Consider the following 18,857-nt stretch of genomic DNA (forward strand, 5'->3'; position numbering starts at 1 on the left):
TCAGGCACATCCGTCGGGAAATGGGTTCATCGTGATCTAGCGCATAGGTTCGCCGGGTCGGCGGTCGTGGCGGTTGCATGTGCGGTGACATCCGATCCGACCGCTGGAGGCGCGGTGGCCGAGCCCGTCCGTGTGCGCACACTGACCGACCACGAGGGGCAGAAGCTGCAGCAGATCGTGCGCCGGGGCGGCACGAGTTCGGTGCGCTATCGGCGGGCGATGATGCTGCCGGCCTCCGCTGGAGGGGCACCGGCAGCGGATGATCAGGCGGATCCCGCCCGGCCGGCCCGCGGAGCGGGTATGTGCGGCGCTGATGTGTCCTCAGACGCCCGCTTCCACCAGGTCGTCGGTATGGAAGGTGCGGCGGTAGGAGGCGGGTGAGACACCGAAGGCGGTGCGCATGTGGGCGCGCAGGGAGTTGGCGGAGCCGAAGCCACAGCGGTGGGCGACCAGGTCGATGGACAGGTCGGTGGTCTCCAGCAACTGCTTGGCCAGTTCCAGGCGTTGCGCGGTGAGCCACTGCACGGGGGTCATGCCGACCTCGTCGCGGAAGCGGCGGGTGAAGGAGCGCAGGCTCATCCGGGCGTGTTCGGCCAGGCGGTTCAGGGAGAGGGGTTCGCCGAGGTGTTCCAGGGCCCAGGCGCGGGTGGCGGTGGTGGTGGCGACGGTGGGTTCGGGCACCGGGCGGTCGATGTACTGGGCCTGGCCGCCGTCCCGCCAGGGCGGGACGACGCATATGCGGGCGGCGCGGTTGGCGGCGGCGGCGCCGTGGTCGCGGCGGATCATGTGCAGGCACAGGTCGACGCCGGCGGCGACGCCCGCGGAGGTCAGGACGTCGCCGTCGTCGACGAAGAGGACCTCCTCGTCGACCTTGACGCGGGGGTAGGCGCGGCGGAACTCGGGAGCGAGGTGCCAGTGGGTGGTGGCGGGCCGGCCGTCGAGGAGGCCCGCGGCGGCCAGGACGTAGGAGCCGGCGCAGATGGACACCAGGCGGGTGCCGGGCCGGATGCCGGCGATGGCCGCGGCGACCTCGGGCGGCAGCGGGCCGCCGCGGCCCAGCTCGGGCATGGCGTGCGTGGGCGGGACGATCACGGTGTCCGCGGCGGCCAGGGCCTCGGGACCGGCCGCGGGCTGCACGGTGAACCCGGCGTCGCTGAGGACCGGGGCGCCGTCGGCGGTGCAGACGGTGACCTCGTACAGCGGGCGTGAGCCGGCGTCCAGGACGCTGCCGAAGACGCGGGAGGGGATGCCGAGTTCGAAGGGCGGGACGCCGGGCAGGGCGAGGACGGCGATGCGGTGCCGCCCGACCGCGTCGGCGCTCGGGTCGGGGCGGGGGTCGGTGCACGGCCACGGCATCTCACTCATGGCCAGATCCTGTCACATAGTGGCCAGACGGCCAACACCATGGTGGGGGCGGGTGCCGGATCGTGGACTGCGTCGCGCCGGGAAGGGCCCGGGTGGCCGGTATCCGATCAAGACGGAAAAGAGTGAGGCGGACAGCATGCGTGCGGTGGTCGTGGAGCAGTGGGGCGGACCGGAGGTGCTGGTGGAGCGTGAGGTCGCCCGGCCCGAGCCGGGACTGAACGAGGTCCTGGTGCGGGTCCACGCGGCCGGTGTGAACCCGGTGGACTTCAAGACCCGGGCCAGCGGGGCCCTGATCGAGTGGGGCGAGGTCCCGGCGGTCGGCTGGGACGTCTCCGGCACCGTGGAGGCCGTCGGACCGGGCGTGGGGATGTTCCGCCCCGGGGACGAGGTGTACGGCATGCCGCTGTTCCCGCGGCAGGCCGGCGCCTACGCCGAGTACGTCGTCGCCCCGGCCCGCCATCTCGCGCCCAAGCCGGCGAACCTCACCCACGTGCAGGCGGCGGCGCTGCCGCTGGCCGCGCTGACCGCCTGGCAGGCCCTGGTGGACACCGCCGGGGTGCGCGCCGGTGAGCGGGTGCTGGTGCACGCGGCGGCCGGCGGGGTCGGCCACCTGGCCGTGCAGATCGCCAAGGCCCGCGGCGCGTACGTCATCGGCACGGCCAGCGCCGGCAAGCACGACCTGCTACGGCAGCTGGGCGCGGACGAGGTGATCGACTACCGCACGGTCCGCTTCGAGGACACCGTCGGGGACGTGGACGTCGTGCTGGACGGGCTCGGCGGCCAGAACGCCGAGCGGTCCCTGACGGTGCTGCGCCCGGGCGGCCGGCTGATCACCCTGCCCGGCCCCGACGACGTCCCCGCCGACGTCCCCGGCCACGTGCGGGCGGTGTGGATGCTGGTCGAGCCCGACCACCTGGGTCTGCGCGAGATCGCCGCCCTGGCCGAGCGGGGCGCGCTCACGCCCGTGGTCGAGACCGTCGTCCCGCTGGCCGAGGCCGCGAAGGCGCACGAGATCGGCGAGCAGGGCCGCACCACCGGGAAGATCGTCCTGAGCGTCGCCTGACGCCGGCCGCCTCGGCCGGGTCGGCTGCGGGCAGGTGGAGCGGGACTGGAACCCCGGGACCGACCGGTCCCGGGACTCCGGGCGCGGCCGAACGGGACGGGGCGGACTGCGGGCACGGCCGGACAGGACAGAACTGCGGCTCGGGGCTTCGGATTGCACCCTGTCCGACGGTGGCGTTCGCGGCGGCGAGGCCGACGTCGATGGCGGCGGCGAACTTCTCGTTCTGCACCATGATCAGCAACTCGGCCTTCGTGGACGCGTACAGGTAAAGAGTGCCGTTCGCGACGTCGGCCCGGCGGGCGATCTGCTGTGTCGTGACCCAGCTGACGCCATGTTCGGCGAATAGTTCGCGGGCTGCGGTCATGATGCGCTCACGCTTGGCCTGTTTGGCCCGCTCGCGGCGCCCGATCGGCATGTGACCGCGCCCCAAGGGACCTCCCTTGACGACAATTCTGAGTACACTCAGAATTGAGTGCAATCGGTTAGATGGAGTGAGACAAGCCCCGATGTCACGCCGAATTGGCCGATCTGGCCTCACGCCTGGATAAGCAGGATGAAGACAAGGAGTAGTGCCCCATGCGAGCGTTCGTCGTCACCAAGTACAAGGAGCCGCTACAGGAGGCGGACGTCCCCGAACCCACCGTGGGGGAGCACGACGTGCTCGTCCGGGTGGAGGCCGCCGGACTGAATCAGCTGGATGAGAAGATCCGCGCCGGTGAGTTGAAGCAGATCCTGCCCTACAAGCTGCCGCTGATCCTGGGCAACGATGTCGCGGGCACTGTCATCAGCGTCGGGACGGCGGTTCGCGGCTTCAAGCCCGGAGACGAGGTCTACGGTCGGCCCGACCAGGACCGCATCGGCACGTTCGCCGAGCGCATCGCCGTCGCGGAGGGCGACCTGGCGCTCAAGCCCGCCTCGATCAGCATGAATGAGGCCGGCTCGCTGCCGCTGGTGGCGCTCACGGCGTGGCAGGCGCTGGTGGAGCGCGGGAAGGTGCGGCCCGGGCAGAAGGTTCTCATCCACGCCGGGGCCGGCGGGGTCGGTTCGATCGCGATCCAGCTCGCCGCGCACCTCGGTGCGAGCGTCGCCACGACCGCCAGCGGTTCCAACGCGGACTTCGTGCGCGCGCTCGGCGCGGACACGGTGATCGATTACCGCAGCCAGGACTTCGAGCAGCTCCTGACCGGCTACGACCTGGTGCTGGACAGCCTCGGTGGGGAGACTCTCGAGAAGTCCCTGCGGGTGCTCAAGCCCGGCGGCAAGGCCATCGAGATCGCTGGTCCCCCGGAGCCCACTTTCGCGCGCGAGGCCGGCCTCAACCCGCTGCTGCGCCTGGGGGTCGCCGTCCTGAGCCGCAAGATCCGCAGGCAGGCGAAGAAGCTCGGCGTGACGTATGAGTTCATGCTCATGCGCGCCAGCGGCGACCAGCTCCGCCAGATCACCACCCTCATCGACCAGGGCGTGGTGCGTCCGGTCGTGGGAAAGGTGGTCGGCTTCGACCAGACCCCGCAGGCGCTGCAGTCCCTGTCTCAGGGTGGCATCCGCGGCAAGGCCGTCATCGGCAGCAGCTGACCCGCCGCAACCGCGACGGGCGACACAGAACGCACGAGGACACCATCCATGTCTGTCGCCTCCCAGTCGGTCGGACGGCGCGAGCGGAACAAGCAGGAGAAACTCGACCGCATCGTCGCTGCCGCCAGTGAACTGTTCGCCGAACACGGCGTCGAGGAGGTCACGACCCAGCAGATCGCTGACCAGGCCGACATCGGCACCGGGACCCTGTTCCTTTACGCCAAGACCAAGGGCGAACTCCTCCTCCTTGTCCAGAACGCCAAGTACGTCGAAGCACTTGAGCAGGGCCGGGCGGACGCCGAGACCGTCCCCGGCATGCTGGACGCGGTGCTGGCGATCGTCCGGCCGATCGTCGAGTGCAACCGCATCCAGATCGACAACGGACGCACCTACCTGCGAGAGATGGTCTTCGGCGACCCCGAGGAGCCCCGGCACGGCGCGGCACTGGCCATCGTCGCGCAGACCGAGGAGGCCGTCGCCGCCGTGCTGCGCCGAGACGAACGGGTCGCAGAGGGCCACGCCGCGACGCTGGCACACATCGTGTCCGCCGTGATGTTCCTCAGCATGGCGGCAGGCGTGAACATCGCCTTGAGCGTCGAGGAGATCGTGCAGGACATCCGCAGGCAGGTCGACGTCCTGCTGCCTCGCTGAAGCGCGGCCAGCCTCAGGCCCAGGCGACCATCCGGGCAGTCCTCGGCTGCGGCATGGCCCGAATCCCCACATGACAGGTCAGCCGGCCGTGCTGCCCATACCGGCATGACCGGACGGCTGGGGCGGCCGGCCGGAGGGCTACCGCCACCGCGTGCTGCTGGGATTCCGGAGACTGCCCGCCTACGTGGCGTCGAGTCCCCCATCGCAGGGGCGGCCTGGGTGTTCCACGGCGAAGACGCCGGCCACACCGAGAAATACCGGTTCAGCGCCACGTCGTACACACCCGCCGGACTGATCAGGAACGGCTGCCCCTCGGGCACCCTCAGATCATCCAACCCCTCACCGAGATCGGCCAACATGGAGCTGAACTCCCGTGCTCGCCAACCGGTGATCGACATGACGCCGGACGATAGTCCGCGGACAGCTCAGCAGCGCATAACAGAAGTGGGACGGTTACCCATCTCCGTGCCGCCGCGGCTCGCGCATCCGCACACCGTGATACAGCAGCGACCACCGTCGAGCGCCTCGACCCACTGAGCTCACCGCCCCGGTTGCCCGAGTCCCCGAACCGCAAGCCGACGACCTAAGGCCCTCCCTCGGGGAATGGAGCCCTACGGACCGGCCTATTGAGCGCCCGCTCCGCCAACGCCCGACCCGCCGAACTACGGCACGTAGGAACTCGGCCTAGTTTCCTTCGAGTTCCTGCAAAGACAGCTCGCGGGCACGCACCCTCCACCTGGCACGACCTGCACGATCAGTCAGGTGACATCCCGTCAGAACGAGCGTCATTTCAGCGTCAAGATATCACCCGTAACGCCCACACCGCACATAATGCGCACACGCAAACCCGCAGGTCAAAAGCCCTTTTGGCCGGTACGAGGATGGCGACACACTCCACGTGATGCGTCATCGGAAGCATGTCGCGCCCAGGCGCACGACGAGGCCGGCCGGAAGCCCGCCGGCAACCGCGGTGTGTGGGTCAGCGGAGCTGGGCGAGATCGATGGCGTTCGCCATCGCCTGGTCGCCCGCGGAGTTCGGGTGCAGGTGGTCTCCGCTGTCGTAGGCAGGCAGGAGCTTCAGCGGGTCGGACGGGTCGGCCATCGTCTTGGCGAAGTCGATGGTGCCGTCGAAGGCATGACTGGTGCGGATCCAGTGGTTGACCTTCTGGCGGATCGTGTCGCCGGCGGCGGTGTAGTAGGGGCCGCCCTTGGTGTTGGTGTAGGCGGCGTCCTTGTAGGGGAGGAGGGTGCCGCCGTAGATGCGGACGTGGGCGGCGTGCGCCTTGGCGATCAGGGCGCGGTAGCCGTCGATCAGGTCCCGGGCGGTGAGTGACTTGCCGTCGGGGCCGGCGTTGTTGCCGATGTCGTTGATGCCTTCGAGCAGGATCACGCTGCGGACCCGGGGTCCGCCCAGGGCGTCGTGGGTGAAGCGGTCCAGTCCGCTGACGCCTAGTTCGGGCTCGGCGGCCGGTGCGTCGGTGAGGACCCGGTTGCCGCTGATACCTGCGTTCACCACGCCCATGCGGCTGCCACCCGGCTGCGAGGCGAGGCGGCGGGCCAGATCGTCCGGCCAGCGGGTGTTGGTGCCCGGTGAGGAGCCCCATCCGTCGGTGATGGAGTCGCCGAAGGCGACCAGGGTGCTGTTTGTGCGGGGGTTGAGAACGTCCAGGCCGTCCAGGAAATACCAGGAGCTGGTGGTCTTGGGGTAGTTCGCGGTGCCGGTGTCCGCGGTGTGGTCGCCCGTCGTGGAGACGTAGCTGGTGTCCCGGGCGACGGAGTGGAAGGTGGCGGGGCCGGTCGTCTTGGGTAGATAGACGCTGACCAGCAGGTCCTCGTCCGCGGCGGTGGTGAAGTCGACGGCGTCACTGCTGAGTTCGCCTCCGACCGGGATCACCGCTCTGGTGGCGCCGTGAAAGGTGACCTTGTGCCGGGTGCGGGCGTCGACACTCCCGCCCGAGGTGCGTACGGCGACGTTCACGGCACCGATCACCAGCGGCGCGCTGCCGTATGCGTTGCTCAGCCGCAGCCGCACCTTCCGGCCCGCGGCGTTGGTGTGCACCACCATCCGCACCGTCTGGTCGGAGAGACTCGGCCCGCCGGCCGTCATGGCGGCTTTCCAGCCGCCGGTCCATGGCTGCCCTGCGGGGTCGGCCGCCGCCGTCCCTGAGGTGGCGATCATCCCGGCCACCAGCAGTGCCGCTGTGGCGCTCAGAGTGCGTCGCGTGCCGAATGTCATCTTCATCCACTCCACCGATAAGTCGCCGCACGCGCTCACCCAGCCCTGGCAGATACCGCCTCGCGGGAAGACGCGCTGATGTGCCCTTCACCCTTGCACGGCGGCTGAGCGTTGTGAGGGGGGAGAAATTCCCCCCGTTTGCTCTCCGCGGAGGGGGTAAGACGCTGCGCCTTGCAGCGCGTCCTCGGGACGCGATGGTGAATCACAAGCCGTCGAGTGGAGGGGGCAGCATCACTCGCGTCTGCCGGCCGGAGGGAGTCAGGGAGCGTCTGGAGCACGAGAGCGACCGTGTTGTTTCTTACGGAGGCGGTGCGTCCGGCCAGGCCGCCATCGCTGCGTGCACCACACGCTCAAGGATCTCCCGCGTCGCCCCGTCGACGGCCTGCTGGTTCATCCCCTGGATGGCCGCGGCGTGGAAGGGCAGTCAACCCGTCGGCGTCCAGGTCGCCGGGGAGCCGGCCCGCACCGATGTCGGCACGGATACAGGCTGCGATCGCAGCCCTGGTCTCCTCGCTCATCGCGCGCAGCTTGTCTTTCACGTCCTGCGAGCCGGAGGCGCAGTTGGTCGCCCCCCGTGATGATGGGGCAGCCCGGCGGGTGGTTGGGGTGGGTGTAGTGGGCGGCTAGGTATCGCAGCAGCGCGGCGATGGCCGTGCGGGCGTCCGGGCCTGCTCCAAGCGGGCTCCGAACGCGCGCGTGTGCGGCTGGACGGCTTCGTCGAACCGTTGGCGCTTGTCGCCGAAGGCGGCACACAGGCTCGGCGGGTTGATCCCCATCGCCTCGGTGAGTGAGGCGACCGACGTCGTCTCGTACCCGTGTGTCCAGAACTCCCGCAGAGCGGCAGCCAGGGCCGTGTCGCGGTCGAAGGCGCGTCGGCTCCCAGGCTCGACACGTTCGCGTCAGCGGGTACTCGCTCGGCGGACCCGTTGCGATCCACCTCGCCGTGCGTCCACCGGAGCGGGTCAGCTCACTTGTGCTGAGCGCGTCGTTCTCGCGTATCGACACCCGCGCCGACCTGGCCACCTCCCTCTGGCACCAGCTGTCCCCATCTGGCCGGCACTCCGTCCTGGCGGAACACGTGAACCTGATGGCGCTGAGCGAAGGCGCCTTGAACGCCCGGTCGACCCCGACCGCGTCCTCTTCGGCAGCGACGACTGCTGGACACCCGCGCCGCTGGCCGACACGCATGGCGGCGATCGACGCCGCCGAGCCACCGGCGGAAGGTGTTTCGTGGCGTTCGCGCACCACAGCCGACGCCCAGCGCCTGTCCCCAAGCTGAACCACACGACGCCGCGCCGCGGGCAGCCCGAGCACCCAGGCGACGGCGTCTGCAGGGCACCCTTGGGATCCGCACCCGCTCCGCGGAGTGGCACCGTGTCGCCCGCCCTCCGCAGACTCCTCTGCCGCCGTCCCGCACGGCAGACGCCCAGGTGTCCGTTGTACGTCGTCATGTCGCCCGGGCCGATCGTCGGCTCGACCGCCCGGGCGGCAGCCCTTCGATGCGTCGTGAGAACCGTCAGCGGGCCGGTGGCCGGTCGGCGGCGCTCATGCCGGTCGCGTTCCGGGGCGTGTAGTGCTCCTCCATGGCGGCGATCTCCTCGTCCGTCAAGGTGATGTCGAGGGCCGCGACTGCGTCCGCGAGGTGCCGAGGCTTGGACGCCCCGACGATCGGAGCACTGACGACCGGATTCGACAGCACCCACGCGAGCGCGATCGTGGCCATGGACACCCCCCGGGCCTCGGCCACCGACTGCACCGCCCCGACGATCTTCCCGTTCGACTCCTCCTCGGTGAACAGGCGTCCGTATGCCGGATCGGTTCCGGACCGGGTGGTCTGCGTCCCCCAGGGCCGGGTGAGCCGGCCGCGTGCCAGCGGGCTCCAGGGAACGCTCCCCACACCCTGGTCGGCGAGCAGGCCGAACATCTCCCGCTCCTCCTCCCGCATGAGGAGGTTGTACTGGTCCTGCATGGACACGAACCGCGTCCATCCGTGCAGGTCGGCGGTGTACTGCAGCTTGGCGAACTCCCACGCCAGCATCGACGAGGCACCGATGTAGCGCACCTTGCCCGCCTTCACGACGTCGTGAAGGGCCTCCATCGTCTCCTCGGCGGGCGTGTCGTAGTCGAGGCGGTGAATCTGGTAGAGATCCACGTAGTCCGTGCCGAGCCGGGTCAGCGACGCGTCGATCTGCTCCATGATCGCCTTGCGCGAGGTTCCGGATCCGCCCGGGCCGGCGTGCATCGGATAGAAGACCTTGGTCGCGAGCACGATGTCCTCGCGACGCGCGTACTTTTTGATCGCGCGCCCGACGAACTCCTCCGAACTGCCGAAGCTGTAGGCGTTGGCGGTGTCCCAGAACGTGACGCCCAGCTCGACGGCCTGCCGGAAGATCGGCTCCGATTCCTCTTCACCGAGTGCCCAGGTGCTGAAACCGCTAGAGGTGTCCCCGAAGGTCATGCAGCCGAGCGCGAGCCTGCTGACAACGAGTCCTGAACTTCCGAGTCGGGTGTATTCCATACGTGCTCCAAGCAAGTGAATCGGGCAGCCGTGCATGTCTCCTGGCTCACCGAGCTACCAGGCGTACGCTTCGGGAGCCTCGCCACCGGGCCCGGGCCAGATCGCGTCGAGCTCTCGTAGGGTCTCCGCCGACAGGCTCAGGTGCGGAGCCCGGAGCGTCTGGTGGAGCTGCTCGGGAGTGCGTGGTCCGACGATGGTGGTCGCGACCGCCGGGTTGTGCAGCAACCAAGCGAGAGCGACGTCCGCGGGCCGCTCGCCGAGCTCCGCGCACAGGGCTTCGTAGCGTTCCAGCTGCGAGCGGTGCCGCTCGACGGCGGCCAGGAAGTCGGGAGACGAACGCCGGCCGCTGTCGGCCTTCTGCAGGGCGCCGCTGAGCAGGCCACCGCCCAGCGGACTCCACGGGATCAGGCCGATGCCGTAGTGGCGAAGTGCGGGGATCAGTTCCAGTTCGACCGTACGGGCGTTGAGGTTGTAGAGGCTCTGCTCGGAGACGAGACCGAGAAAGTGCCGCTTGCCGGCCTCCTGCTGGGCGGTCGCGACGTGCCAGCCGGCGAAGTTGCTGCTGCCCACGTAGGTGACCTTGCCCTCGCGGACGAGTTGCTCCATGGCCTGCCAGATCTCGTCCCATGGTGTGGAACGGTCGACGTGGTGCATCTGGTACAGGTCGATGTGATCGGTCCGCAGCCGTCGGAGGCTGTCCTCGGCAGCCTTGCGGATCTTGTAGGCCGACAGGTACTTGTCGTTCGGGCCGGTTCCCATGGGCTGGTAGAGCTTGGTCGCCAGCACGATCCGGTCGCGTCGGCCGCCGCCCTGGGCCAGCCATCGGCCGATGATCTCTTCCGAGATGCCGTAGCCCACTTCCATGTCGGGGGACTGCGGCCCGCCGTAGACGTCGGCGGTGTCGACGAAGTTGATACCTTCCTCGACTGCCTGGTCGAGGATGGCGAAGGCGGTGGGCTCGTCGGTGACCCAGCCGAAGTTCATGGTCCCCAGACCGAGCCTGCTCACCTGCAGACCTGTCCGGCCGAGTTGGTGGTACGTCATCGTCATCGGTGTTCTTCCGTTCCTGCGGCCTTACTGCGTGCGCGGTGCGGGTCAGGCCAGCGTCGCGATGTCGATCACGAAGCGGTAGCGCACGTCGGAGGACAGGACGCGCTCGTACGCCTCGTTGGTCTTCTCCACCCCGATGGTCTCGATCTCGGCACCGATGCCGTGCTCGCCGCAGAAGTCCAGCATCTCCTGGGTCTCCCGGATTCCACCGATCGACGAGCCGGCGTACGACCGCCCGCGCGCGAGCAGCGAGAACACGTTCAGGGACAGGGGTTCCGGCGGGGCGCCGACGTTGACCATCGTGCCGCCCACGCCCAGCAGTGAGAGGTAGGCGTCGACGTCGAGCTTGGCGCTGACCGTGTTGACGATGAGGTCGAAGGTGCCCGCCAGTTCCTCGAAAGTGGCGGGGTCGCTGGTGGCGTGGTAGTGGTCGGCGCCCAGGCGCAGACCGTCGTCGATCTTCTTCAACGACTGCGACAGGACGGTGACGTCCGCCCCCATCGCGTGCGCGAACTTGACGCCCATGTGCCCGAGTCCGCCCAGACCGACGATGGCCACCTTCTTGCCGGGGCCGGCGCCCCAGCGGTGCAGCGGCGAGTAGGTCGTGATGCCCGCGCACAGCAGCGGGGCGGCCTCGTCCAGGGCGACGCCTTCGGGGACGCGGACGACGAAGTGCTCGTCGACGACGATATGGGTGGTGTATCCGCCCTGTGTCCACGTTCCGTCCCGGTCCGGGGAACCGTAGGTGAGCGTCGTGCCGTTGAGGCAGTACTGCTCCTCCCCCTTGCGGCACGAGTCACAGGTGCGACAGGAATTGACCATGCAGCCGACGCCGACGCGGTCGCCCACCGCGTGCTTGACGACCTCGGAGCCGACCTGGGTGACGATTCCGGCGATCTCGTGCCCGGGGGCCACCGGGTAGTGCACCTGGCCCCAGTCCCCACGCACGTGGTGGATGTCGGAGTGGCAGATGCCGGCGTATTTGATCTCGATGAGGACATCGTGCGGGCCGACGTCACGGCGCTCGACGGTGGTCCGGACGAGCGGTTCGGTCGAGGACGTAGCGGCGTACGCGTTGACGGTGAACACGTTTCTCCCAACAGGTGGCTGTGGTGGCTGTCCCGGCGACAGCCGTCGCGGCGTATCCGGCAGATCGGGCAACCGGGCCGCTGCGGGCCGCGTACCCCGTGGTCAGCGGGTCACCGACCCGGTGCGGGGGAGGGTTCCATGGGGGGTAAATTTCCTTCCCCCCTTGGGAGATCGGGTGCGGGGTACGGTGCCTGAGGACTCCGCCCGGAGGGTCCCGGAGGGTCGGAGACAGACACCCAAGCGGTCGGCTCGTCAACGAGGCGCAGGAGGACCAATGCACACGCGAACACTCGGTCGCCACCTTCAGGTCTCCGCCATCGGCCTCGGTGCCATGGGCATGTCCCAGAGTTACGGCCCCAATCCCGGTGACCGGAGCGACATGATCGCCGTGCTCCGCGGAGCCGTCGATCAGGGAGTCACGTTCTTCGACACCGCGGAGGTCTACGGCCCCTACGTCAACGAGGAACTCGTCGGAGAGGCCCTCGCCCCGATGCGTGACCAGGTGGTGATCGCCACCAAGTTCGGCTTCCGCATCGAGGACGGTGCGTCCGTCGGGCTGAACAGCCGGCCCGAGCAGATCCGCTCCGTCGCGAACGCCTCGCTCAAAAGGCTCGGGGTCGAGAGGCTCGACCTGTTCTACCAGCATCGCGTCGACCCGGAAGTGCCCATCGAGGACGTCGCCGGCACCGTGGGCGAGTTGGTGCAGGAAGGCAAGGTCCGCTGCTTCGGGCTCTCGGAGGCCAGTGCGCAGACCATCCGCCGTGCCCACGCGGTCCACCCGGTGACGGCAGTACAGAGCGAGTACTCGCTGTGGACCCGGGATCCCGAGCCGGAGGTCCTGCCGGCCTGCGTGGCGCTCGGGATCGGGTTCGTGCCCTTCAGCCCGCTCGGCAAGGGGTTCCTCACCGGGGCCGTGGACGCGTCGACATCGTTCGCGGCCGACGACGTCCGCACCACCATCCCCCGGTTCACTGCCGAGAACCGGGCCGCGAACCAGACGCTCGTCGAACACGTCACGTCACTGGCCCAGGGCAAGGACGCCACACCGGGACAGGTCGCCCTCGCCTGGCTGCTGGCGCAGCATCCCTCCATCGTGCCGATCCCCGGAACCCGGCGCAGCGCGCGCATCGAGGAGAACCTCGGCGCCACGCAGGTGCCGCTGTCCGCCGACGAACTGGCGGATCTCAACGAGCTCGCCGGCCGGATCAGCGTCCAGGGAGACCGCTACAACGAGCACCACATGTCACTGGTGGACAAGTAGCGGACGGGGGTGTCCCGGCCCGGTCAACCGTAGGCACCGCAGGTCAGGGCTCTGACCTGCGGTGCCTACGGTTGACCGGGCGTCCGGGCTGTCGTGGCCCGACGAGCCGGCTTGGCTTTCCTGACGTGTTGGGAGAGCCGGTGTTCGTCGCCTTCACGGATGAGCTCTTGAGAGCGGATCCGGTGCAACTCGAAGTGCCTGCCACTCGCTCCTACTGCTGGAACTCCATGACGTCGACGTCGGCGACCACGCAGCTGACGTTGCCGGGGCCTCCGGAGCTGACGGCGAGTAGGTGGGGACCGGCGTAGGCGGTGTCCTGGTTGCTCTCGCGGACCAGGCCCGTGTCGGACAGAGCGGCGTAACGGATTCCCAGGGGCTTGGCGGTGGCGGACATGGCAGGGTCCTTCCAGGACAGATGGTCGATGAGGAAGGTGGCCAGGTCTCGCCGTGCGGCGGTGTCGGCCTCGTTCTGGACCCAGAACGCGCGGACCTCCTGGGCTGCCGCGGCTGCATCCAGCGTGCTGACGTGCTGGATGCGGGCCAGGGGCATCCCCAGGCGCCGGAGCCAGGCGACGAGTCGGGCCTGATCCAGTTGTTCCGGTGCGTAGAGGCGATAGCCGGTCACCGGGTCGACATGAGCGGGGGTCAGCAGACCGAGTTCGCCGTAAAAACGCAGTGCCTTCGGCGACAGCGGGGACGCCTTCGCGAACGCCCCGATAGTCAGCAACCCCATGCTCGTTTTTCCTCATGCCGAGCACGTCGCCCGGCCCCACTGATGCGGTGGGCTCCCCCAAGGTGAAGGTCAACCAAGGATTCTGCTTGGCGCCCTCCGATGGTCTCCCACTCGGCCGGGGGCTGCGTGATCAGCTGAGGACGCTGGTCCGCCTTGGGCCCTCTTCTCTGCGAGGGGTGGGGAACGCAGCCGGCGCGGCGCTGCGCCGCGCCCTGTTCCAGGCCCGCGCGTCCGGGGCTCAGAACCAGGACGGTCCCGCGTTGACGTACGGCTTCTCCAGGGTGGCCGCTTCCTCGTCCGACAGGTGGAGGCCGAGTGCGTCCACCGCCTGTTCGAGGTGGCGCGGTGCCGTGGCTCCCACGATGGGGGCAGAGACGAGCGGGTTGCGCAGCACCCAGGCGAGGGCGACCTGGGCCATGGCCACCTTCCGGGCGCCGGCGATCTGTTGCACCGCGCTGATGACGGGTTCGTCGTGCGGGCTGTCGAAGGACTGGACGACGTGGTCGGTGCGGGAGCGGGTGCTCTGTTCGCCTGCGGGGCGCGCGAGGCGGCCCTTGCCGTTCGGGGAGTACGGGACGAGGCCCACGCCCATGTCCTTGCACATGGCCATGAGCTCCGGCTCGTCCTGGCGGCGCAGCAGGTTGTACTGGTTTTGCATGGACACGAAGGGTGTCCATCCGCCGAGGTCAGCGGCGTGCTGGAGTTTGGCGAACTGCCAGGCGTACATCGAGGAGGCGCCGAGGTAGCGGACCTTGCCGGCCTTGACGACGTCATGCAGCGCCTCCATGGTCTCCTCGGCCGGCGTGTCGTCGTCGAAGCGGTGGATCTGGTACAGGTCGATATAGTCCGTGCCGAGCCGCGCCAGAGAGGCGTCGACCTGTTCCAGGACCGCCTTGCGGGACAGGCCCTCTCCGCCCGGGCCGTCGTGCATCTTCCCTCGGACCTTGGTGGCGAGCACGATGTCCTCGCGTCGCGCGTACCGACGGATCGCACGGCCGACGATCTCTTCGGAGGTGCCGGCCTGGTAGACGTTGGCGGTGTCCCAGAAGGTGATGCCCAGCGCGACGGCCTGCCGAAAGAAGGGGGCGGCCTGGTCCTCGGTCAGCGCCCAGGGGTGGGCGCCGGTGACGGTCGGGTCGCCGTAGCTCATGCACCCCAGTGCAAGCCGGCTTACCTTCAGTCCGGTGGTGCCGAGGCGGGTGTACTCCATGGTGGCGCTCCTTGAGGATCGGGTGGCGGTTCGGAGGCGGTGTCAGCCCGGTGTGTGACGCGGTGCTGCCGGCCCCGGCGGCCTGTGCGGCGGGATCTCCGTTCAGTGGGTGGTGTAGCCGCCGTCGACGGGAAGCGCGGCGCCGATGACGAAGCTGGCGCCGGGGCTGCACAGCCACACGGCGGCTGCGGCGACTTCTTCGGCCTGGCCCAGGCGGCCGATGGGCTGCTGCTTCATGATCTCGGCCATGGCTTCGGCCTGGCCTTCGAGCATGTCGGCGACCATTGGGGTCTCGATGACACCGGGGCAGATGGCGTTGATCCGGATGCCCTTGGGCGCGTACTCGACCGCGGCGCTCTTGGTCAGGCCGATCACGCCGTGCTTGGAGGCGTGGTAGGCGGCGCGCTCGGGCAGGCCGACCAGGCCGCCGAGGGAGGAGCTGTTGACGATGGCACCGGACCCTTGCTTGCGCATCTGGCGCAGCTCGTGCTTCTGGGCGGCCCAAACGCCGCGCAGGTTGACGGCGTTGACGCGGTCGAAGTCCTCGGCCTTCTCATCTGCGGCGTCCGAGGGCGGGGCCTGGATGCCTGCGTTGTTGAAGGCCATGTCCAGGCGTCCGTAGGTGGCCACGGCCTGGTCCACCATCGCGGCGGCCTGGGCTTCGTCGGTGACATCACAGACGACGCCGGTGGCCTGGTGGCCGGCGTCGGTGAGGTCCTTGGCCGCGCTGTCGACGGCGTCCTTGTTGACGTCGGCCAGCACGACTGCGGCACCCGCCTGGGCGAAGGCGCGAGCGGCGGCGAGCCCCATGCCGGAAGCGGCGCCTGTGACCAGGGCGACCTGGCCGTCGAAGTTGTACTGCGGGTTCATGGGGGTCCTATCTGATGGTTGCCATGACCGGGCGAGCTAGCCGGGTCCGCTATGGCGGCGCTCGGACGCATCCGCGGGCAAGTGGCGCGGTCAGGGGTGCAGGAGGGTCTTGATGGCGCGGCGCTCGTCCATGGCCCGGTAGCCCTCGGCCGCCTTTTCCAGGGGGAGCTCCAGGTCGAAGACCTTGCCCGGGTTGATCCGGCCGTCCAGGACGCGCTGGATGAGGTCGGGGAGGAACTCGCGGACCGGGGCGGGGCCGCCGCGCAGGGCGACGTGGGAGAAGAACAGTTCCTCGCCGTCGATCTGCACGTCGTGCGGGACGCCGACGAAGCCGACGTTGCCGCCGGGGCGGGTGGAGCCCAGTGCCTGCTGCATGGAGTCGGAGTTGCCGACGCACTCCAGCACTCGGTCGGCGCCGATGCCGCCGGTCAGCTCCTTGATGCGGGCTACGCCGTCTTCGCCGCGTTCGGCGACGGTGTCGGTGGCGCCGAACTCGCGGGCCAGCTTCTGGCGGGATGCGTGGCGGGACATGGCGATGATCCGTGTCGCTCCGAGTTCCTTGGCGGCGATGACCGCACACAGGCCCACAGCTCCGTCGCCCACGACGGCGACGGTGTCGCCGGGCTTGACCTCGGCGGCGACGGCCGCGTACCAGCCGGTGCCCATGACGTCGGAGCAGGCCAGCAGGCTCGGGATGTGTTCCTCGGCCACATCGCCGTGGACGGGGACGAGGGTGCCGTCGGCGAGGGGGACGCGGATGTACTCGGCTTGGGCGCCGCCGACGAATTCACGGTGCAGGCAGGACGTCTGGTAGCCGTTCTTGCAGTTGGTGCAGGTGTTGTCGGAGGCGAAGAACGAGCCGACGACCAGCTGCCCGGGCTTGATGCCCCTCACGTCGGCGCCGACTTCTTCGACGATGCCGACGTATTCGTGACCGCCGGGGGTGGGCTCGGCAATGTCGTTGATGCCTCGGTAGTCCCACAGGTCCGAGCCGCACACACAGGTGGCGACGGTGCGAATCACCACGTCGGTGGGCTGCTGGACGGCGGCCTGGGGCCGGTCTTCGACCCGGACATCACCGGGGGCGTGGAGGATGGTTGCGCGCATGGTTCTCTTCCGTATCTCGCTGGAGCAGGGGGTGCCGGACTGGGCGGCTCAGAGGGTGTGGGCGGGGCGGCGAGGGCCGGTGTACTGGTCGTCGGTGACGTGCTCCAGCCAGTCGACGTCATCGCCCTCCCACAGCGCGATGTGGGCCATGAACCGGTCCGGAGTCGCGCCGTGCCAGTGCTCCTCGCCGGCCGGGGTGAAGATCACATCTCCGGGGTGGGCCTCGATGATGTCGCCGCCGCGGGACTGGATCAGGGCGATGCCCTCCACGATGTAGAGGGTCTGGCCCAGGCCGTGGGAGTGCCAGGCGGTGCGGGCGCAGGGCGCGAAGCGGACCATGTTGGCCCGTGCGCGGGAGAGGTCCTCGCCGCGGTAGATGACATCGGCCCAGGCGTCCCCGGTGAACATTTCCGCGGGCAGCTTCGCCGTCGAGGGAGGCTTGATGATCTCCATGAGGGGTTCTCCTTGCATACGTAAAGTCGTGACCAGGTCACGTGCAGGTGAAGAGGGGGAGGGTCGGGTCTGCGGGCAGAAGGATGTGCGCCTTGCTATCGGTGGTGCCCAGCCCACGGGCGGCTGGTTCCGGGCCTTTGGGCCCCTGCCGCCCGCCATGGGGCCTTCAGGACGCGAGCACGCTGCGGGCGACCGTGAGCGCGGACATCGCCTTGGGCCATCCGGCGTAGAACGCCATGTGCGTGATCGTCGCGATCAGCTCCTTGTCGCTGACCCCGTTCTCCCGGGCCTTGCCCAGGTGGAAGGCGAGTTGATCGCTGCTGCCGCTGGTGATCAGGCTGGCCACCGTGACCAGGCTGCGGTCTCGCGGGGACAGGTCGGGGTCCTCCCACGCCTGCCCGAACAGCACGTCCTCGCTGTATCCCGCCAGCGCCGGGGCGATGTCCCCGAACTGCTGACGCGGGCTCTCCGGCTTCTTGTCCTGCGCCATGGTCAGCCCCTTTCCTCGTAGATGCCCAGGTGTGTCCCCGCAGGGGCGGGGAGCGGGCACCTTCTCTCCATTCCGTCTCGGCGTCCCGGTGTGCGCCACCGGAGTGGACGGGCGGTCCCATTGCCGGCCTGCTATCGATGCAACGGCAGGTCACGAGTGCGGGGAAGGACCCGTTGATACGTGTACTGGCAGTACGCCCCTCGTATCCCGGAACCGTCGTAGCCTCGAAGTCATGGACAACCGCAGCGAGGTCCGGGAGTTCCTCACCAGCCGCCGTGCCAAGATCACACCCCAGCAGGCCGGTCTGCCCGCCGCAGGCCGCCGCCGGGTGAAAGGGCTGCGCCGTGAGGAAGTTGCGATGCTCGCCGGTGTCAGTGCCGAGTACTACGCCCGCATGGAGCGCGGCCACCTCTCGGGCGCTTCCGAAGCCGTCCTGGACTCGCTCGCCAGGGCGCTGCAGCTCGATGAGTCCGAGCGCGCCCACTTGCTGGACCTGGCTCGCACCGCCGGCACCACCCGCCGGGCTGCACGCCGCCGCGGCCCGCAGCCGATCCGCCCCGCCCTCCAGCAGCTGCTGGACGCGATGACCGAGGCGCCCGCCTTCATCCGCAACGGCCGCCTCGACATCCTGGCCACCAACCGCCTCGGCAAAGCCCTGTACTGGCCGGTGTTCCAGGATCCCGCACGGCCGGTCAACCTCGCCCGCTACCAGTTCCTCAACCCCGGCGCCGGCGAGTACATGACCGAGCTGGACTACCAAAAGGCCGCCTCGGCGGCCCTCCTGCGCACCGAGGCCGGACAGGACCCCTACAACCGTGACCTCAGCGACCTGATCGGTGAACTCTCCACTCGCAGCGAGGACTTCCGCGCCGTGTGGGCCGCGCACGACGTGCGCCTGCACCGAACCGGCTTCAAGCGCTTCCGCCACCCCGCCGTCGGCGACCTCACCCTCGCCTTCGAGGGCCTGCCCATCCCCAACGATCCGGGCCTCACGCTCACCGCGATGAGCGCCGAGCCCGGCACCCCATCACACGACGGTCTCCGCCTCCTGGCGAGCTGGGCCGCCACTCTCGACCGGAGCGAACAGCTGAACACCGGCCTCACCAGCGACGAGTAAGCGCAGCACCACCCCTGACATCACGCTCAACGGCAGGCAGCTTCGTGTACTGAGGCCGGCTCACCAGAAGCC

General features: G+C 69.4%; 17 protein-coding genes and 2 pseudogenes. 6 read left to right on the forward strand and 13 right to left on the reverse strand.

The annotated features are described in order from the left end of the window. Positions 1-114: 114 nt before the first annotated feature. Positions 115-246 (forward strand): annotated as a pseudogene (locus ACZ5VD_RS30060) (IS630 family transposase); the annotation flags it as partial. A gap of 75 nt (positions 247-321) precedes the next feature. Here ACZ5VD_RS30060 and ACZ5VD_RS30065 read toward each other — a convergent pair. Then, positions 322-1,365 (reverse strand): GlxA family transcriptional regulator, encoded by a 1,044-nt coding sequence (locus ACZ5VD_RS30065; RefSeq protein WP_468551709.1) that lies wholly within the window; start codon positions 1,363-1,365, stop codon positions 322-324. A 136-nt stretch (positions 1,366-1,501) separates the two neighbouring features. Between ACZ5VD_RS30065 and ACZ5VD_RS30070 the strand changes: the two genes are divergently transcribed. Next, positions 1,502-2,428 (forward strand): NADP-dependent oxidoreductase, encoded by a 927-nt coding sequence (locus ACZ5VD_RS30070; protein ID WP_468683865.1) that lies wholly within the window; start codon positions 1,502-1,504, stop codon positions 2,426-2,428. Here the strand turns inward: ACZ5VD_RS30070 and ACZ5VD_RS30075 are convergent. Further along, on the reverse strand, positions 2,322-2,843 hold the full coding sequence (locus ACZ5VD_RS30075; protein ID WP_468683866.1) for a TetR/AcrR family transcriptional regulator: 522 nt from the start codon (positions 2,841-2,843) through the stop codon (positions 2,322-2,324). The two genes, ACZ5VD_RS30070 and ACZ5VD_RS30075, sit on opposite strands and share 107 nt — an antisense overlap. A gap of 161 nt (positions 2,844-3,004) precedes the next feature. Here ACZ5VD_RS30075 and ACZ5VD_RS30080 point away from each other — a divergent pair, with 161 nt between their 5' ends. Both ACZ5VD_RS30080 and ACZ5VD_RS30085 read left to right on the forward strand, forming a co-directional pair. Next, on the forward strand, positions 3,005-4,000 hold the full coding sequence (locus ACZ5VD_RS30080) for an NADP-dependent oxidoreductase (RefSeq protein WP_468683867.1): 996 nt from the start codon (positions 3,005-3,007) through the stop codon (positions 3,998-4,000). A gap of 48 nt (positions 4,001-4,048) precedes the next feature. Further along, on the forward strand, positions 4,049-4,651 hold the full coding sequence (locus ACZ5VD_RS30085; protein WP_468683868.1) for a TetR/AcrR family transcriptional regulator: 603 nt from the start codon (positions 4,049-4,051) through the stop codon (positions 4,649-4,651). 979 nt (positions 4,652-5,630) lie between these two features. Here the strand turns inward: ACZ5VD_RS30085 and ACZ5VD_RS30090 are convergent. The 5 genes from ACZ5VD_RS30090 to ACZ5VD_RS30110 form a co-directional block, all read right to left on the reverse strand. Continuing rightward, on the reverse strand, positions 5,631-6,887 hold the full coding sequence (locus ACZ5VD_RS30090; protein WP_468683870.1) for an SGNH/GDSL hydrolase family protein: 1,257 nt from the start codon (positions 6,885-6,887) through the stop codon (positions 5,631-5,633). 623 nt (positions 6,888-7,510) lie between these two features. Beyond that, the gene (locus tag ACZ5VD_RS30095) at positions 7,511-7,735 is read right to left on the reverse strand and encodes a TetR/AcrR family transcriptional regulator (RefSeq protein WP_468683998.1); all 225 of its coding nucleotides are present in this window, start codon (positions 7,733-7,735) and stop codon (positions 7,511-7,513) included. Between the two features lie 668 nt (positions 7,736-8,403). Continuing rightward, positions 8,404-9,405 carry an aldo/keto reductase gene (locus tag ACZ5VD_RS30100; RefSeq protein WP_468683871.1) on the reverse strand — a complete coding sequence of 334 codons (1,002 nt, stop codon included), beginning with the start codon at positions 9,403-9,405 and terminating at the stop codon, positions 8,404-8,406. 54 nt (positions 9,406-9,459) lie between these two features. Next, a complete protein-coding gene (locus tag ACZ5VD_RS30105) occupies positions 9,460-10,449 on the reverse strand; it encodes an aldo/keto reductase (RefSeq protein WP_468683999.1) in 990 nt (329 codons plus the stop codon). Between the two features lie 51 nt (positions 10,450-10,500). Continuing rightward, positions 10,501-11,544, reverse strand: coding sequence for an NAD(P)-dependent alcohol dehydrogenase (locus tag ACZ5VD_RS30110; protein WP_468551703.1), 1,044 nt, complete (start codon positions 11,542-11,544; stop codon positions 10,501-10,503). A gap of 274 nt (positions 11,545-11,818) precedes the next feature. Here ACZ5VD_RS30110 and ACZ5VD_RS30115 point away from each other — a divergent pair, with 274 nt between their 5' ends. Continuing rightward, a complete protein-coding gene (locus tag ACZ5VD_RS30115; protein WP_468551702.1) occupies positions 11,819-12,805 on the forward strand; it encodes an aldo/keto reductase in 987 nt (328 codons plus the stop codon). A gap of 241 nt (positions 12,806-13,046) precedes the next feature. On the opposite strand, the pseudogene ACZ5VD_RS30120 reads toward ACZ5VD_RS30115, so the two are convergent. The 6 genes and pseudogenes from ACZ5VD_RS30120 to ACZ5VD_RS30145 form a co-directional block, all read right to left on the reverse strand. Next, positions 13,047-13,538 (reverse strand): annotated as a pseudogene (locus ACZ5VD_RS30120) (MerR family transcriptional regulator); the annotation flags it as partial. A 238-nt stretch (positions 13,539-13,776) separates the two neighbouring features. Continuing rightward, entirely contained in the window at positions 13,777-14,748 is a 972-nt protein-coding gene (locus ACZ5VD_RS30125) for an aldo/keto reductase (RefSeq protein ID WP_468551701.1), read from the reverse strand. A 102-nt stretch (positions 14,749-14,850) separates the two neighbouring features. Then, entirely contained in the window at positions 14,851-15,618 is a 768-nt protein-coding gene (locus ACZ5VD_RS30130; RefSeq protein ID WP_468683872.1) for a glucose 1-dehydrogenase, read from the reverse strand. Positions 15,619-15,708: 90 nt separating this feature from the next. After that, positions 15,709-16,725, reverse strand: a complete 1,017-nt coding sequence (locus ACZ5VD_RS30135; protein ID WP_468683873.1) for a zinc-dependent alcohol dehydrogenase family protein — start codon at positions 16,723-16,725, stop codon at positions 15,709-15,711. A gap of 48 nt (positions 16,726-16,773) precedes the next feature. Continuing rightward, positions 16,774-17,178, reverse strand: coding sequence for a (R)-mandelonitrile lyase (locus ACZ5VD_RS30140; RefSeq protein ID WP_468551698.1), 405 nt, complete (start codon positions 17,176-17,178; stop codon positions 16,774-16,776). A 166-nt stretch (positions 17,179-17,344) separates the two neighbouring features. Further along, the gene (locus ACZ5VD_RS30145; protein WP_468683875.1) at positions 17,345-17,668 is read right to left on the reverse strand and encodes a carboxymuconolactone decarboxylase family protein; all 324 of its coding nucleotides are present in this window, start codon (positions 17,666-17,668) and stop codon (positions 17,345-17,347) included. Between the two features lie 232 nt (positions 17,669-17,900). Between ACZ5VD_RS30145 and ACZ5VD_RS30150 the strand changes: the two genes are divergently transcribed. Further along, complete coding sequence (locus tag ACZ5VD_RS30150; protein ID WP_468551696.1) at positions 17,901-18,785, forward strand: helix-turn-helix transcriptional regulator; 885 nt, start codon at positions 17,901-17,903, stop codon at positions 18,783-18,785. Positions 18,786-18,857 lie beyond the last annotated feature (72 nt).

This window comes from Streptomyces sp. NPDC032822, assembly GCF_055578825.1.